At 29.5% G+C, this 17,399-nt stretch carries 11 protein-coding genes and 3 pseudogenes; 3 read left to right on the top strand and 11 right to left on the bottom strand.

What is annotated here, in order from left to right; genetic code table 11:
• Positions 1 to 156 precede the first annotated feature (156 nt).
• The 3 genes and pseudogenes from AC0ONG_RS29335 to AC0ONG_RS29345 form a co-directional block, all read right to left on the bottom strand.
• Positions 157 to 240, bottom strand: a pseudogene (locus AC0ONG_RS29335) (gamma-type small acid-soluble spore protein); the annotation flags it as partial.
• A gap of 53 nt (positions 241 to 293) precedes the next feature.
• Positions 294 to 452, bottom strand: a pseudogene (locus AC0ONG_RS29340) (IS4 family transposase); the annotation flags it as partial.
• 67 nt (positions 453 to 519) lie between these two features.
• On the bottom strand, positions 520 to 1,773 hold the full coding sequence (locus tag AC0ONG_RS29345; RefSeq protein ID WP_474205273.1) for an MDR family MFS transporter: 1,254 nt from the start codon (positions 1,771 to 1,773) through the stop codon (positions 520 to 522).
• A 102-nt stretch (positions 1,774 to 1,875) separates the two neighbouring features.
• Between AC0ONG_RS29345 and AC0ONG_RS29350 the strand changes: the two genes are divergently transcribed.
• Complete coding sequence (locus AC0ONG_RS29350) at positions 1,876 to 3,522, top strand: ABC transporter substrate-binding protein (RefSeq protein WP_474205275.1); 1,647 nt, start codon at positions 1,876 to 1,878, stop codon at positions 3,520 to 3,522.
• On the opposite strand, the pseudogene AC0ONG_RS29355 reads toward AC0ONG_RS29350, so the two are convergent.
• From AC0ONG_RS29355 to AC0ONG_RS29370, 4 genes and pseudogenes are all read right to left on the bottom strand, one after another.
• A pseudogene (locus AC0ONG_RS29355) lies at positions 3,500 to 3,934 on the bottom strand (Y-family DNA polymerase); the annotation flags it as partial. The gene AC0ONG_RS29350 and the pseudogene AC0ONG_RS29355 overlap by 23 nt on opposite strands.
• A 1,076-nt stretch (positions 3,935 to 5,010) precedes the next feature.
• Entirely contained in the window at positions 5,011 to 5,742 is a 732-nt protein-coding gene (locus AC0ONG_RS29360; RefSeq protein WP_474205277.1) for an ABC transporter permease, read from the bottom strand.
• On the bottom strand, positions 5,742 to 6,449 hold the full coding sequence (locus tag AC0ONG_RS29365) for an ABC transporter permease (protein ID WP_098437993.1): 708 nt from the start codon (positions 6,447 to 6,449) through the stop codon (positions 5,742 to 5,744). The genes AC0ONG_RS29360 and AC0ONG_RS29365 overlap by 1 nt, the downstream gene beginning before the upstream one ends.
• Complete coding sequence (locus tag AC0ONG_RS29370) at positions 6,424 to 7,356, bottom strand: ABC transporter ATP-binding protein (protein ID WP_098437991.1); 933 nt, start codon at positions 7,354 to 7,356, stop codon at positions 6,424 to 6,426. Before AC0ONG_RS29370 ends, AC0ONG_RS29365 begins: the two co-directional genes overlap by 26 nt.
• A gap of 151 nt (positions 7,357 to 7,507) precedes the next feature.
• Here AC0ONG_RS29370 and AC0ONG_RS29375 point away from each other — a divergent pair, with 151 nt between their 5' ends.
• A complete protein-coding gene (locus AC0ONG_RS29375) occupies positions 7,508 to 8,179 on the top strand; it encodes a response regulator transcription factor (protein ID WP_098437990.1) in 672 nt (223 codons plus the stop codon).
• Positions 8,176 to 9,528 carry a HAMP domain-containing sensor histidine kinase gene (locus AC0ONG_RS29380; protein WP_098437988.1) on the top strand — a complete coding sequence of 451 codons (1,353 nt, stop codon included), beginning with the start codon at positions 8,176 to 8,178 and terminating at the stop codon, positions 9,526 to 9,528. Before AC0ONG_RS29375 ends, AC0ONG_RS29380 begins: the two co-directional genes overlap by 4 nt.
• A gap of 80 nt (positions 9,529 to 9,608) precedes the next feature.
• On the opposite strand, the gene AC0ONG_RS29385 is transcribed toward AC0ONG_RS29380, so the two are convergent.
• The 4 genes from AC0ONG_RS29385 to AC0ONG_RS29400 form a co-directional block, all read right to left on the bottom strand.
• Positions 9,609 to 11,801, bottom strand: coding sequence for a peptidase domain-containing ABC transporter (locus tag AC0ONG_RS29385; RefSeq protein WP_098437986.1), 2,193 nt, complete (start codon positions 11,799 to 11,801; stop codon positions 9,609 to 9,611).
• 151 nt (positions 11,802 to 11,952) lie between these two features.
• Complete coding sequence (locus tag AC0ONG_RS29390) at positions 11,953 to 15,129, bottom strand: type 2 lanthipeptide synthetase LanM family protein (RefSeq protein ID WP_474205282.1); 3,177 nt, start codon at positions 15,127 to 15,129, stop codon at positions 11,953 to 11,955.
• 641 nt (positions 15,130 to 15,770) lie between these two features.
• Positions 15,771 to 16,004, bottom strand: coding sequence for a plantaricin C family lantibiotic (locus tag AC0ONG_RS29395; protein ID WP_098437983.1), 234 nt, complete (start codon positions 16,002 to 16,004; stop codon positions 15,771 to 15,773).
• A gap of 67 nt (positions 16,005 to 16,071) precedes the next feature.
• Complete coding sequence (locus AC0ONG_RS29400; protein ID WP_098437982.1) at positions 16,072 to 16,719, bottom strand: response regulator transcription factor; 648 nt, start codon at positions 16,717 to 16,719, stop codon at positions 16,072 to 16,074.
• Positions 16,720 to 17,399 lie beyond the last annotated feature (680 nt).

Raw genomic sequence — 17,399 nt, forward strand, 5'->3', positions numbered from 1 at the left:
ATAACCCTGATCAAAATGTTAGTTTGAATTGCACTCCTCTTGCATCAATAGATTCATCCAAAAATAATATCCTTTCTGTATATTTCTACAAAAAGAATAGCATTTTTTGTTTATGTGAAAACACCTCTCTTAAGATAGAGAAGTGTTTTTCCTTCATTATTGATTAGAGCTAGAAGACTGGGATTTTTTTGTGGCTGATTGTGCATTCGCTTGTTTCACTGCATGCACATACGTTTCAGTTCTTTTTATTTTTCTAAAGGCACTCAAACTCAAAACTACAATAAAATCTAAAAGATCCATACACATAAAGCGACTAAATCTTTTGCTTGGTACGTACTGGTTCGTTGTACAAAACCAACATCTCTAGCAAGATTGCGTAAGGTATTTGGAGATAAAAAACTTTGAATCTCTTGAGCAAATAATTGTAACTCGTTAGATACAGAAATAGACATAAAGAACGCCATCCTTTCTTACGATTCTATAGAAAGAATAGCGTGTTTTTTCATTAAAAGTATTATATTATGATGACATTTTATTCAATCTTTCCTGAGACTGAATATTAGTTCTAAAGAACAGTCCACTATATAAGAGAAATGTCCCCATTATTACAATGATACCAATGTAAACAGACATCATCGTAGGAACTAAGAACGCACCAACGATAATAGTCATTCTTGCAATTAGATCCGCGCCAATATTTGATAGACCTGCAAAAGCTGAATACGATCCTCTTTTATCAGCCGGAATCATATTAGCTTGTTCTGTATTTCTGATTGGGGAGTAGACAAGTTCACCAACAGTGGCAATAAAATTAAAAATAATCAGTACGTACCAAGTGTTTGCAGATGTTACTGTTACATAGCCTACACCATAGAGCACAAGACCTAAAAGTAACGCTTTTTTTTCACTTAGACGCTTTGTGAATTTATTTACAATAAACGTTAAACATACTACTAAAAGCATATTTTGTATGTTAAGAATACTTAGCATCCTCACTCCTACTATTTCAAAATTCCCAATGCTTATTGGATTGAATGTTTCTGAAAGTCGTACACCAATATAACTGTTTAAAGAACACTCTGCCGCAAATATGCAGATAGACCCTATTACAACCCTTAAAAATGCTCTATCTTGAATAGCAACTTTATAGTTTTGAATTAGATCAAGTACTATATTTCCATGCCTTTTTTCTAGGCACTCTTTAACTTTTGCAACTAGCCAAATTTTATAAGCAATCGGTAATGTAGCAGAAACAAAAGTCAGTAATATAAACAACTCTTTTTGGTAATTCATGTATAAAGAACCACCTAATGCTGCACCAATTGCCATAGAAAGATTCATAAGCCAATAGTCAATTGTATAAACAGCCTTTCGATTTTCTGGTGTAGTTGAGTCTATGATGATAGCTTGCATGGATGGGCTTCCAAGACTGTTTGATATTATAAAACCTACATAAGCAATAGCAAATAACCAAATCATCTTATCTGTAGGATATAAGCTTAAAGTCATGAATAAAAACATTAAAGTACTAGAAAATGAAGTTAACAATAAGATTTTCTTTCGTTGAAAGCGATCTGACATGTAACCTCCAATTAAATTTGAAACAAAACTTAATATAACCGTTAAGATTAAAAATGACCCGGCCCATACTTTATTTATTTCGTGAGCAAAAAACAATGCCATAAAGGGCATTACTGCTGATGTAACAGCACGATTAAAAAACGATGTAATTAAGCGTACTTTTATATTTTGCTCAAGGTCTTTCCAATTCATCGTATCTCCTCCTTTTGTTTAATGTTATATTAAACTAGACTTACCAAAATATAAATGGACATATTCAGAAAAACATGTCCACTTATAAAAGGAGATAGGAAGATGGATAAAAATTTACTGAATCTATGGCAATCATTTTCTTCAGGAAATATAAAAATACAAGACCTCTCAGATTTTTTAAATTTAAGTACAAAGCAAACAGTACGTTACTTAAATAAATGGATGGATGAAGGCTGGCTGACTTTCACTTCTGGAAAAGGCAGAGGAAATCCCTCCTCTCTTCAATGGTTAAAAAATATAGAAAAAATCTATGAGCCACAAGTAATGGAAATTATGGATCAACAGCCTGTTGAAAAAAGTAGTAAATATTTACTATATAATTGGTCTCCAAACAGTAAACTACGCTTGATGACTAAGTTTCATTCGAAATTTGGCTATATACATAATTCGGATGATAAATTAATTATTCCTAGAAGAAAGCCCTTTTTAACAACACATCCGCTCGAGGCTACCGATGTAAATAGTGCACATATTGTCGCGAACGTTTTCAATCGACTTGTTTATATGGATGAAAAGGGGAACATATTCCCTGAAATAGCTCACAGTTGGGATTTAACTCAATCTAAGCTTAGACTATATTTAAAAAAGTCTATAAAATTTCATGATGGATCCATCTTAACAGCGGCTGACGTGAAACTATGTCTCTCAAAACTACGTAGTCATAAATATTATAAAGACTTATGGGCACCCATAGAAAAAATAGAGATTGTATCACCATTAATTATTGATATACATTATCCAGATAGTTGTAGTTATTGTTTACAAATATTATGCATGATAAATACAAGCATTTATAAGGAAAATAACGGCCAAATCATAGGAACCGGTGGTTTTTATATAGGAGAGAATAACCTGGAGAAAACATCATTGATAGCATTTCATGATTATTTTCAAGAAAGACCTTTGCTAGATACAGTAGAATTCATTCAGGTCCCTCTAGAATTTGATACTATTTATCAATCTTCCAAACATCATAAAAGTAATTCTACCTTTCAAGTAGAAAGGAATTCAGGTTTCGGTGTTATAATTATGAATGCTTGGCGTAATTCGTCAATTCAACACATAGATGTTCGTAATTACTTACATTCTATTATAGCTAACAATATGAATCATATTCATGAATATGATTCTCAAAAAAACCCAAATATTAAAAGTTGTTTGAAAGATGTAGATCATCAAGTCAATATTCCAAAAAGAAAACGTCCCGAATTTAAAGAACCACTTATTATAAAAGCTAATCAGTATACAGAAGCAACAACAAAATGGTTAATGAATATCTTAGAAAAAGAGAATATACCTTTTCAAGTTAAATGGGTTCCATTTGAAAACTATTTTAGTGATGAAAAACTTAATGAACAAGTAGATCTCTATATTCATGGTGAAGTATTCGAGATGAATCAAGAGATATCATTTTATTATTTTTTAACAGCTGGATATTCACCATTGGCTAAGGCTTTAAAAACAAATAAATCCCTAAAAAAACACCTTTCTAAATACAAACATACACATTTTGAGGAGTGGGCTTCATTAAATAAGAATCTTGAAAAAGAACTGATAGAATCCTCTATTATGATTCCCTTATACTATGATACACGTCAAATTCCTTTTTCATCAGATTTAACGAATATTAAGATGAAATATTTTGGATATGTGGATTTTTCTAAACTTTGGATAAGACCTTTAATTTAAAATTCATAGCGAATTCGTATGGATCGTTGGCAAATAAATGAATGCTATCGGTAATATCCATGAAAAATTCATCGATGCTGTATTGGTGAAAATCCTCAATAGGAACGTATTGTAAAGCTAGTTTTGTTATGTAGTTGGAGCATTTAATATAAGTTCCCATAATTGGATTTACAACAAGAATATCTTTTCTTCGAGGAATCTCGTATAGCCTTGCCATCTTCTTTACACCCAACGCTTTTAATGGGGGTGTTGCAGCTAGAACGATTGAACCATTTCTATTTACATCACCTACTACAGCTAATTTTGTATGCATTGGGTCTAATCCCATTTTGATGCAGCTTACTGAAGCGTAAAAACTCCGTAAATCAACACATAAGATGATTCTATTCGGTAGGATTGAATAGTCATACACTGTGATTCCTCCTAAAGTGAAAGAACATTTGTCCTTATTACACACGAACTTACGTTCTTTCATGAAGAGGAATTATAATATATTAAAGAAGTTTATAATTAAGGGGGAGTTTATACAATTAATAGATGCAACAAAATTTTGAATAAGGTATTGTTAAAACAAAAAGGTAGAAGTAAAAAGTTGTTCTACCTTTTTGTTTTCAAATTAAAATAGGCTATATTCTCTTATAAAGAATAGTTGATAATCATTTTGAATCCGAAAAATTTAATTTTTAGATAAAAAGTTTTTGTTGGATTTTGCATAATATAAAGCCTCCCTTCTACACATGCATTTTACTCACTTTATCCTTAAATTCTAAGAGCATTTTTGAGAAACTAAAAAAAATTTTAAAATACACTATAAAAAAGGACCTCTTTAATATTAAAGAGGTCCTTTTTTGCTTGTTTTATATCATTTTACGACAATGTATAATAAAAATAATCTTTACTTAGACTAGAATTCATTAATATACCAAGCTCTACTTGGTGGAGGTTTTGAAAATGAGTAGATGTAATAACGAAGGAAATAAAAAGAACTTAATTAAAAGTACATCATTTTTAAATTAAGTTTACTAAATGAATTTTTGAAAAAACGGATTTGATTTTGTATGGATTAACATTGTTTGCATTGTATTGTATTGTACCCCTTTTGTTTGTGTCAGTTTACACTTTCACACAAATATAAAAGTATAAAAGTGCACGAATGTTGCTTCTGCTTTTTCCCTTAAGTATCAATTTATAGCAGGAAGCATAACTTTACATAAAATGCAGGTGGATGTTTCCTTTAAACTTTCGAAATATAAATTCTTCAATTAATAAATCATACTCAAGTTGAATCTTTAGCCCCAAATTTATGGCTGAATCCCTATAACGAATAAAGCCGAGTATATAGGAAGTAAGAGAAGAAGCCGTCTCCTTGTAGATGTGGAGCGGCTATTTTAAATATTATATTGTTGATATTAACTATATCAACAATATAATAATAGATTCTTCTTGGTGCTATAGTAATTTTTATGTCATAGTTTCTAATTTATAGAGTTAATATGTTTTTCTATTAAAATTAAGCAATCCTCCAATAAAGAAAATAATAAAACTAATCAATACAATTAATATACTTTTGGTAGAAATAAATAGTATCCCTGTTTCACTCCCTGAAGGTAACATAGCTAAAAGGGGTTGACTCCATGGATAAATTGGACCAAATCGTTCAGACTGACTAATTATCATACCAGGTATCGTTAGACCAGCACATACTACCATTGGAGCAGCAAAGCTGGACCATATTGCGGAAAGCCACATTTGAAGTGCTATTAAAGGTAATGTTGTAAATATTCCACCTATTAAAGATTTCAATATATTTGTTGTAGGAAAAGGGCCTGTTACCCCGCACATAGAACCTACTATAATTATTTCTAAAAGAAATAAAAGTTGAGTAATAATTATAAAAAATAGCACAAATATAGCTTTAGTACAGTAAAGTTGATAACGTTTTATAGGCTGAACTAGTAATTGCTTCCACCCACCATGTAAATGATCGTGACGGCAGATAAAAGCGGTAAAAATTCCAGTTAATAATGGGAGAAAGATCATAGCGTGTATTATTGAAGCAAATGAATAAATAATTTCCCAATTATTTAAAGGTGCTAATGTATCACCCACTTTTAGGTAAGTTAACATCCCTGTTAAAAGGGGACTAATAAATAATAGTAGCCAAATTTTTGTCTTTTTAATCTTATGGAATTCAGCCAAAAATAATCTTAAATTTAGCATTATTTATCCACATCCCTTCTTACAAAATCAAATGTTGCTATCAAAATTAGTAAAATCCCAACAGTTGCCCCTAACAGTGTAGTTGTATCTGATTTACTTGCAAGTGAGGGTAATTTCCATATAATCCAATCTGGCAAGGATTCTGAGAATAGTGCTAATACTGTACCTAAAACTCCCACTATTAATGTTATCCCTTGATTTTTATAAACAATGGATAACCATAATTGTAATGCTAAAACTGGTAAAGCAGAAAAGTAAGGGAAAAAACTAATTTTTATAACTTTTAACCATGGGATAGAATATCCAAAATCTAGTCCTATACCTAAAAAAATACTGCCTATAAAGAGGATGGAACAAGATATAAATAATAAAATAAAACTTAATATAAATTTAGCTATAAATATTTTTCTTTTTTCTATTGGTAGTATTAAAAGGTGTTTCCAAGAAGTAGAGCTGTGTTCTAAATGGGCTATTATAGAAGTAATAATTGTAATTCCTAGTATTATTGCTGGAAGGGAAAGAGACTGAACATTTGAAAGTAGCCCTCCCCATAAATCATTTTTATATTTTTCAATTAAGTAATCGTATCTTAAACTGAAATTTATTCCTTGAAGTATAATAACACCTATTGGGGCTATCATTATTAAAAACCAAACCCACTTACGCTTTAATTTAAGAAATTCAGATGCTAAGAGGGATTTGTACATCGTTTTGTTCCTCCTTTACGATGTTTAGGAAAATATCTTCAAGTGAATTTTTTTCTTCTTCAATACGGAATACCGATATATCATTTGCTACTAAAGCCTTCACAATCTTAGCTATAGCTGTATTATCAGTATTAGATATAACAATTTTATCCTCTTCCATCACTGACGGTATACCACTAGCAAGAATGATTTTCCATGCTTCCTTAGGTTTATTAACTAAAATCTTAATTGAATTATGTGAATGTTGTCGTAAAACTTCAATTTTATCCTGGAAAATGAGCCGTCCCTTTGAAATAATCCCAACATATGTAGCCATTTGGTCTATTTCACTTAATAAATGACTGGATACTAGTATAGTAATGCCTCTTTCCTTAGCGAGACTCTTTATTAATTCACGCATTTCATGTATCCCTTGGGGATCAAGTCCATTTGTTGGTTCATCTAAAATTAATAATCTAGGATCACCAAGTAATGCAATGGCAAGACCAAGACGTTGTTTCATGCCTAGAGAGTATTCTTTAACTTTTTGGTGTGCTGCATTCTGCAGTCCGACAGTTTTTAAAACAGAATGTATTTTTTCTTTTGGTATATTTCTTAAAATTCTATAAACTTCTAAATTTTCAATTGCATTGAGATGTGCATAATAAGAAGGATTTTCTACTAATGCTCCAACATCAGATAAAATAGATAAACGATTTTTATTTAAATCTTTACCAAAAATTGAAATATTACCTTCAGTCGCTTTAATTAAACCTAGTAACATTCTAATGCTAGTTGTCTTTCCAGCACCATTGGGTCCTAAAAATCCATAAATTTCACCTTCAGGAATTTTTAGATTCACACCACTAACCACACTACTTTTTTTATATTTTTTAGTTAGATTATTTGTTTCAACAATATATTTCATATAAACACCACCTTATATTTATTATATTTCATGAAGGTTAAATTAAATTTCTATATAGTTTAAAATTTGTTTAAATTTCTTTTTTTACATAATATAGTAATTGTTATATAGTTAAATAAGTAAAATTGATTTGATATTAAGGGGTGAGAACGTGAAGCACATTATTTGTATCGAAGACGAAATTGAGATAGGAAAACAAATAAAAATTGATTTAGAAAAGCAATCTTACAGAGTATCTTGGTTTACTTCAGAAAAAGGATGTTATGAGGCGATTACAACCGCAGATCTAATTATCTTGGACATTATGCTTCCAGGATTAGACGGTTTCACACTGGGGCAAAGGTTTAAAAAAAACTATCCAGACATCCCAATAATTTTAGTGACTGCACGTACTGCATTAGATGATAAATTACAAGGACTATTATTCGCTGATGATTATTTAACTAAGCCATTTCATTTTAAAGAATTATTAGCAAGAATAGAAGTTTTATTGAGGCGGTATAATAGACTAGAAAATACCTTACAAGCAATTAAGCATCTTCAAGTTTCTACAAAGGAATATCGAGTTTTTAATACTATAACAGATAAAGAGATAGAGTTAACTGGTAAGCAGCATCAAATTTTCTTCTATCTAATGCAGCATCTAAATCAGACATTAACAAAAGAACAAATCTTTGAAGCTATTTGGAAAACTTCTTATATAGAAGGGGATAAGACACTCATGGTACACATTCGATATTTAAGAGAAAAAATTGAAATAAACCCCAGTAATCCAACAATAATTGAAACTATACATGGAATAGGCTATCGATTAAGAGGATGAAGAAGAGTACATCTTTATTAAAAAAATATATTTTTATCATTTTGATTGCTATAGTTATAATTCCAGTCATGTTTCCATTGACTTCGATAATTTTCACATTATCTTATACGCAGCTAGCCATTTCTGAACCTTATTACAGTACTAAAGAGATTGAACAAGTTTGGAATGAAAATTCTAAGTTGTTAAATGCAGAAAATCCTGAAAAAATTAAAGAGTTTTTTCATTCTATACATAAAGCCTATCCTCAAGCTTCTACGTTTTGGGTCGATAATCAAGGGAGAGCTCATTTCCCCGTTTCAAAGCCGTCTAATATCCCCTCACAATGGACAGTGAATTATAGTATAGATTTTATGAAAAAAAGTATAAATGGAGAATTTTATACTGTAGTGAGTTATATGGGGAAAGAAAAAAAAGAAGCTTTTATGGTAATACGGCTTCCTAAAAAGTATATTGAATACCCTGTTTCACGAATGCAAAAAGAATACAGCACTATTTTTATTACCGTAATTCTATTGATTTTGATAATTTTTTTGATTTTTTCGGGACTCTTTTTCCGCGATATTCGTAATAGGTTAATCCGGTTACAAAAAGCTATGAAACTTTCTAAAGAAGAATCAATACCAAAAACAATTGAGTTATCAAAAATGGATGAAATCGGTTTATTAGAACAAAACTTTAATAATATGATTCAAATTTTAGAAAAAAGTCGTTTGAAGGAACGTGAAGAAGCAGAATTTAGAAGAGATTTAATTGCTAACCTTTCTCATGACTTAAGAACGCCTTTAATGGTATTCCGCACTCAAATTAACTTATTAGAAAAGGAAGTAACTTCAATTAAAGGAAAAGAAATCATAGTATTAATGGATGATAAAATTAGTTATATTGCTGAACTTATAGATAATTTATTATCATATTCTTTATTAACATCTAAAAAATATCCATTTAACCCAAAGGATATAAACATAACATCTTTATTAAGAAAGATTATTGCTTCCTGGTATAATTCCTTAGAAGAAAGAGGTTTTTATATAGACGTTAAAATACCAGAAAAGCAAATTTATTGGTATATTGATCAAAACTGGTTTCAAAGGATTATAGATAATGTTATACAAAATGTAATTAGATATGCCAGTGAGGGGAATTATATTGGTATATACATAAGTACAAGTGATAACCAAGAAACTATTTCAGTTATTGATCATGGTCCGGGATTCGAACATAGCAATCACTCAAGTAAGGGGACAGGAATAGGATTATCCATTATTTCCCTTATGTCAAAGGAAATGGATATAGACTGGGCTATTGATTCTACTTATGGACAGACTATAATTTCATTTAAAAAAAAGTAAAAAACATATAAATAAATGTTTTTTACTTTTTTTGTTTTAATAAAAATTTAACTCCACAATTTTTAATTACTTAGCTATCCTTAAGAAGATATCGATTGTGATAATTCCTCATTTGATTCTATTTTAATGGAATTATCACTCGACTCGCCCTGTGTATAAAGTTTACAGTATTTCCCTTGTAAGTTCATTAACTCAGTATGTGTGCCCTGTTCAACAATTTTTCCATCATCTAAAACATAAATTATATCAGAATCTACAATTGTTGAAAGTCTATGGGCAATTATAATACAAGTACAACCAATATTTTTGAAATGATTAGCAATATTTGCTTCATTAATTGAATCTAGAGAGCTAGTAGCTTCATCTAAGACCATTATTCTTGGGTCATTAAGTAAAGCCTTAGCAAGTGCTATACGCTGCCTTTGGCCTCCAGAGAAATTCAATCCCATGTCTGAAACGAGAGTATTGTAATGCATAGGCATTTTTTCAATTTCATCTGAAATTTGAGCAATTTCAGCAGCCCTTTTGACAGCGTATATATCCACGTTTTTATGACCTAAACTGATGTTATCATAAATAGATTCATTAAATAAATAGATTTCTTGAGGTACAACCCCTATTTGCTTTCTTAATTGTTTTTTATTAATATCCTTGAAATTTAAAGAATCATAAAAAATATCACCACTATTTGGAGTATATAAACCCAATAATAATTTACCTAAGGTACTTTTTCCAGAACCCGAAGCTCCTACTATGGCTACCTTTTGTCCACTTTTAATATGTAGTGAGAGATTTTTTATAACAGGATTTGAATATTTACTGTAAGAAAACGTTACATTTTCTAGCTTTATATCTCCTTTTATTGGATTAGGGACAGGTAGATTCCCTTCTTTTTCAATCTTTTCGTTAGTAATATCTTGTATTCTTTCTAATGTGTTAGTAGCTGCGATAAAGTTATTCCATGTTTGAAATATAGAAAAGCTATAGTTAAAGAACATGACTGCTAACGAATAAAAAGCAATTACTTCACCTAAAGTAATATTTTTCTCAGTATATAATTTTAATCCAAGTAAAAGTACTAAAAAAGGGGAAATAGTCTGCATCATTTGAGTAAAGGTTGTATATACGTTAAGTAAATTTGCCTGTTTTTTATATCTAAATAAAACATCATTTAATTTATTTTTCCAAACGTTAAATATATTTTCCTCAATGCCTGATACCTTAACTGTAAATATTGCTGAAATGGCTTCTGTTTGAATTTTACTTAATTTACTTCTTTCCACCATTTCATATAAGCTATATTCTTTGATATGAGAATGCATAAATAGAGTAAACCCAATACTTATTAAAAATAAAACTAACACTAAGGTTGTTAAAACCGGGGACTTATATAGCATATAAAATGTCATAAAAACTAGAGCACTGACATCCATGATACTACCTATCACCTTTTCGGATAATAAATCCCGTATTATATTCATAGAATTTATTCTATATAATAAATCTCCTTTGGCTCTTACCTCAAAAAATTTATAGGGGATTTTTAACAGATGACTAAATACTTTCCCAAGCAGCGAACGATCTAATAATGCTCGTATATCTACAATATATTTTCCTCTCGCAAGTAAAAGTAAACCATAGAGTAGTAGTAGACCTGCAAATAATAGGATGGTATTTATATTCAAAGTATTATGGATAGTTACACCATCTATTAACTTTTGAATCATTATAGGAATTGATAATGTAATTGCACTAACAAAGAAAGTGAGTAAGAAAAGTTTAAGGAATACCAGTTTATTACTAAAAACATCTTGTAAAAAATTTTTAAAAACAGAATCCTTCTTAGTTATTGGTATAAAATTTTCAGTAGGTTTCGTTGTCAATACATAATTAGAAAACATACTTTCTATAGTATTTTCTGATAGAGTTTTTCTACCAAGTGCGGGATCTATAATATAGAATTTATTGTTTTTAATTTTTTCGAGAATTACAAAATGATTATTATCCCAATGGAGTATTGCAGGGAGTGTAACTTGTTTTAGACCCTCTACAGTTGTTTTATATACACGAGAATGGAAACCTAAATCATTTAACAGTTGATATAAATGTTTTAGACCAGTACCATCTCTCCCAGGTTCTAGGTGCCTTCTTATTTCACTGATAGGTTGATTACTATTGTAATATCTTAATACCATTGCAACACAACAAAGACCACATTCTGTTTGTTGCAATTGCTCGATAAATGGTATTTTCCTGTTTTTTGAATAGTACATTCTCCGACCTCACCGACAGTTATTTTTTTCTAAAACCATGTTTTATATTTAATAGATAATTAAGCTATCAAATATTTGATAGCTTAATTACGGTGAATAATAATATTTTTTATAGTAAAAAAATGTAAAACAGAATATTAAAACAGCAGCTTTATTCTAGCCAAAGAATTCCTGGAATTGACAAATCTGCTCTATGTTTTAAAATAGAATAACCGTCCCCTGCTAAACCGACCAATAATCCATAGATATTTACGGTTCCAGAATATCCTTTATCCCAGTTGGAGTTGATGGAATTCCGGAAAATTTCATGATATGTAGCAAGACAGTTATTTTCTAAATATGAATCATTTAAAACTTTTGCAGCATATTGAAGAATTTCTAGGTTTCCTGTATCACCGTGGCACCAAGTACTATTGTTACCAAACCCTTTTTGGATTGTAGTATCAAGAGCTACTTGAATTTCATGATTAATCATATCATCATAATAACCATTATCTTTTAATATAAGTCGGTTTAAAAGTATCCCTGGTGCACCATGACACCAACCTACACTTATGCCAACTCTTGAAAGATTAGTGTACCAATTCGCATCTTTAGAACTAAACATTGATCGTTCGTAATTCAATGTTTTCTCTATTAATTTTAAAATATTAGGATTTTTAGTTATTTTATGTAATCGTATTAACATTGCGGAGATTCCACTTGTTCCATGGGCAAACCCCGTATATCCCTCAGTTTCTAAATTTGGACCCCAAAATACAGAATCATTAGAGTAATATGTAGCATTGTTCTCTAAGTCATGATAAATTTCATTTGCTATCTTCAAAAGCATTTCTTTTTTATTTTTATCAGTTGTTTTATTATAAATAGAAAGAACAACCCCTAAATATCCTGCTGAACCACCAATTAAATCATAGTCTTGTCCTTTTTTGACATCCTCTAGAAGATAGCCGATATTTTCATATGTAAAATCAATAAATTTCTCAATATTAAGAGATTTACCTAAATGGAATATTGTATAGAAAATACCACTCAGGCCACTAAAGGCACCAATGGAATAAATTTCATTTTCCTCTGCATTGTTTTTTTTGCGTTCTATAATACTATTAAGAAGTTTAATACATGGAGTTAGAGATTCAATGGCAGCTTTTTTAAATTCTTCATTCCTGGTAGCAATACTCAAGTAACCTAAAAATAATGAAATTCCACTATTCCCCTTATAGAGATCGAAATCTACTGATGCAATACGTGTTGTAATTTCATCTTTACCAGACATCATTAAACCAATCCAAGTTCTGTCAATTTCAGAATCTGTTTTGCCCATTATACTATTTTCAAGTAAATGGTTTCCTATTTTAAGTAAGGATGAATTTTGATCCTCTATTGAATTATTTTGAGGTAAATGATTTCCTTTTGAGAATGTTACATTTGTTAGTGCACTATCATTTTTATTTTCAGTATGAATAAAACTTAAATCAATAAATTTTAATTGATTTTTCAAATCTTTTGTACTAAATTCCCTGATTTTTTTTATGGAAGTTTCTAAAGGTGTTACCTTTAAATTATATCCATTAACGGTTTGTCCTCTTGAATCTTTTACGGTTTTAAGGCTTGTATTAGTTGTAAAGTAGGGTATATCGCCAATAAGTAAATCTTTCAATTCATAGGGTGATATTTTTTCGAAATTTTCTTTAAATTTATACAATGCTATCCTATGTAATAAAATTTCTCTATGTATTGTACTTCTTAATAAATCAGGGTGATAACTACTTCGTAACAAACGTCCATATATAAACGTATGTTTAAAAAGAATCCTACATGTTTGGTTGGAAAACAACTCAAGTATTTTGTTAATGAACTTTTCTTTATTATCTAAAATCCAATCGTAAGTTTGTTTAAACCCTTCTTGTATTTGGTTAAGAAATTGTTCAATTTGTTGATTATGATTTTTTATTTTAGGGTTATTATTGTTAGGCTCTAAAGTTACGTAATCACGAGTAACCTTAATATTATCAGTATTATTATGCTGAATGACCTCTGATTTGAATGGGGAGAGTTGTTCTTTGCTTCCTCCTACACCACCTAAATCAAAAACATTAACATTAGATTTATCATTTAAAACTATTCTACTTGGTAATAGCAGAATAGAAATAACAGATGATTCGATAAGCTTGGCGCAATTCTCCATAGCACCAGCTATAGAATTATCTTCTTTTTCCAAACTACCATGAATAAGAGATTCTAAATCAACAAGTACTGGATGTTCTGAATTTGCAATTAGGTTCTCGCTGTGAAAATCTCGTGCATTCAATGCGTGAAGAAGACATAGTAAATGTCCTATACGATAATAAAAGTTGTTTACATGATCTTCATCCGTACATTCTTCAAATGGAATGAATTCCATCCATCCGCTTCCATTCACTGAAAGCGACTTTGCAGCTTTTAATTTCTTCATACCAGGAACATTTTGTTCGTTAATCCAGTTTATCAGATTATAGTATCCTTCTTCAAAATTAAGTTCTCTAGGTTTATAGATTAACTTGACACCAGTTGCGAAATATAGAATTGAAACACTTTTTCCACCCTGGTGTGTATCTCCAGATCCAGTTTCAATATTTAATAGGTTTCCTAATGCTTTACCTCCATTAAATACAGTGGATATTTGGTTAATTTCTGCAGAAGTACGTTCTAATATCTCAATTATAAAATCTAAATAGTTTTTAGTGTTCAGTTTCATCAGCGATATTAAGCATCCATATTCCGTATATAAATCTTTAAGAAAGCTTTCATCTTTTAATAATGAATTTTGGAAGTATAAAAATCTTTCTTCTGAAGATTCTCCTATTAATAGATCATTTGATTTTGCAATATTAACTTCTAAAACCAGTGTACGATAGGAAATTTGGTATAGGAGCTCAGCTATTTTTGCAATTAAACTTTGTAAAAATATTTCATTGTTTTTAAGTAATTCGTAATTATTAATTACATCATAATATTTATACAAATAATATTTAATAATGGGCCTAAAAAAGTTAAAAAATTGGAGTTTTTCATAATCCTTCTCATTTTTATTAAATATAGCTTCTATTTTTTTTGTTTTCTCATCCGAATTAAAATTAAATAATTCTAGTATTTCAGTATTGTCTTTATTAGAATCGTATTCTTGTTTAGCCCATTCTTGTTCTAAATCTTGTAAACTACTTTGTTTAACTTCTTTTATGATATTTTCAAATTCATTAATATCATTTATCTCTGGAAATAAAGACATCCAATAATTTATAACATCTGTAAAATCATAATCTTTTTCTATATTGATTGTATTGTTCATTTTCATCCCTACTTCTTATTTAATAGACTAAAATAGTATATGGAATATTTGGAGTTGTAGTTATCAGAAAGGTGATAACTGAGTTATATGTTAATTGTATGACTTAGTTCATTATTAGATATAATGAACTAAGTCAAGATAACATAATTCACATTTAATAATTTACAATAATATAAACAAATAGAATAGGGTGATTTTTTCTCAACCTATTCCGTTTGTTTTAGTTTTTATTATTTTTGCCAAGAAGAGGAACGCAAAGTGAGTAGGTGGGGATGAATTCGCTTTGGACTAGGGATGACAGAAAGCCATCTTAATTGTTCGACATACATAAACTGTTACTTCACTACCTATCGAATGTATGTTCATTGTATAATAGACACATATCGAAATGGGGTTAGTTCAAAAAAACCATTTCATTGTTTTCTGACAGAGGAACTCTTCCTTAAAATGTGAGGGTATGTCATACCCAATTTTAGGCAGAGGATGAGTGTTACTAGGGGAATGTAATGGTTGCAAATGCTTTTGTAATTACTTTAATAAACAGAGTAATATGCCGTATTTAAAAGTGTAAAAAAATAATGAGCAATTAATTGCTCATTATTTTTTGGTATTTAAGAATTTTTAGTTTTTACTACTGTTAATTAGTTTCCACAGCTAATTGTAAACATACATTCTGCAGATACTGTACACATAGTACCATAGTTGTCTCCAAGTCCCATTCTTTTAGCAATGGCTCTAGATTCAGCACCGCCAAGACCACCGTTCACTTCTTGCATTTCTTGTTCATTAACTTCTTGTAGAAGATCACCAGCTGGGTTTTTTTCCTTCATTGAATATTTGTTTTGTAAAACAGGGTTTTTTAATAGTTCTTTCATTTTCAATCTCCTCCAAATGTAATTTAGTGAAACTATGTTACCTGTCATCATATTATTCCATAATTTCCTAATTGGGGAGGGTGATTTTTTCTTGACTTGTTATATTTGGTTGAGAAAAACCATTAACTTTTTCTACCACTGATTTTGTATCGGGACAATGCATTTTTTTTAAAATATTATGTATGTGACTTTTAATGGTATTTTGTGATTTGAAAAGTGTACTTTGTATTTGGGATCTACTATAACCTTGTTCTAAAAGGTTATATACCTCTCTTTCAGAAAAAGTTAAATCACTTAATATAAATTCCTTTTTTAAGAAACAATAATCGTTAATTAAAATTGCAAAAGGAGTGTATTGTTGGCAGCTATCTTTTATTTTTAATGGAAGACTTGAATATTCTTTCTTCAAGACATAATTTGTTGCACCGGCAGCAAAGGATGATTTTATTAAGCTACCATCATGTATGTTTGTAAGTATAATTATTTTCATATTTGGGCATACATTTAAAATTTTAGTAATTAAATTAAATTCTTTCGGATCTTCTATACTTAAAAGAATAGCATCTATAGTCAAAATTTTTACTAATTCTAATAACGTAACTGTATCACTTGTAGTGGCAATTATTTTAATATCTTTATTTTCTCTTATGGTATTATGTATTTTACTCATAAAATGGGTATTTTCTTCAAAAATCAATAGTTTAATCATATCCATTATAACCGCTCTCCTTTTAATAAAAAATTTATATATGACTCATTGGATAAATTAATATTCCATATCAACTTTTAGTTAGTCAAAGTAATAATTAGATATCTAATAAATTTCCATCTAAGCAAAAGAAAATTAAAATTCTTTATATTTATCTCTGGGTTTCTAGGAATACCCAAATTCAAAAAGTACGGTATAGATTTAAGAATCTCCTCATTTGGCTGTCTCTGTAGAGTTTTGTTCAATATATGTTACATTAGTAGGTTTTGATTAGAGATTTTTTCAATTTATCTTAACTATAAAATTACTCATTATATTAAAACATTGTTTAATATAATGAGTTGCAATTGTTACCGACTTTATATTCTTTAATCCTTCTTTTCAAGAATCGCAATTGTTAATAAAGCGTTCTCAACATTATTTATTGAATTATTTTCTAATATAGATTGGTCCCTATTTATACTATTTAAAATTAACCATTTACTCATTACATCTGCCTTTTAAATTTTTTTCTTTGTTAGGCCACCTGATACAATAATCTTAGAAATGGATATTTAGAAAGGCCAATGCTTAAACATTCTATAAGGATTTGTTTCATAGAACGACTCTCTTTAAGGTGATTACATATTATACATATATCTAGAATTTTTGTTTTTTATTCGATTCATAAGTTTTAAATGCTTAGA

This window comes from Bacillus sp. TCT6 (assembly GCF_056033845.1).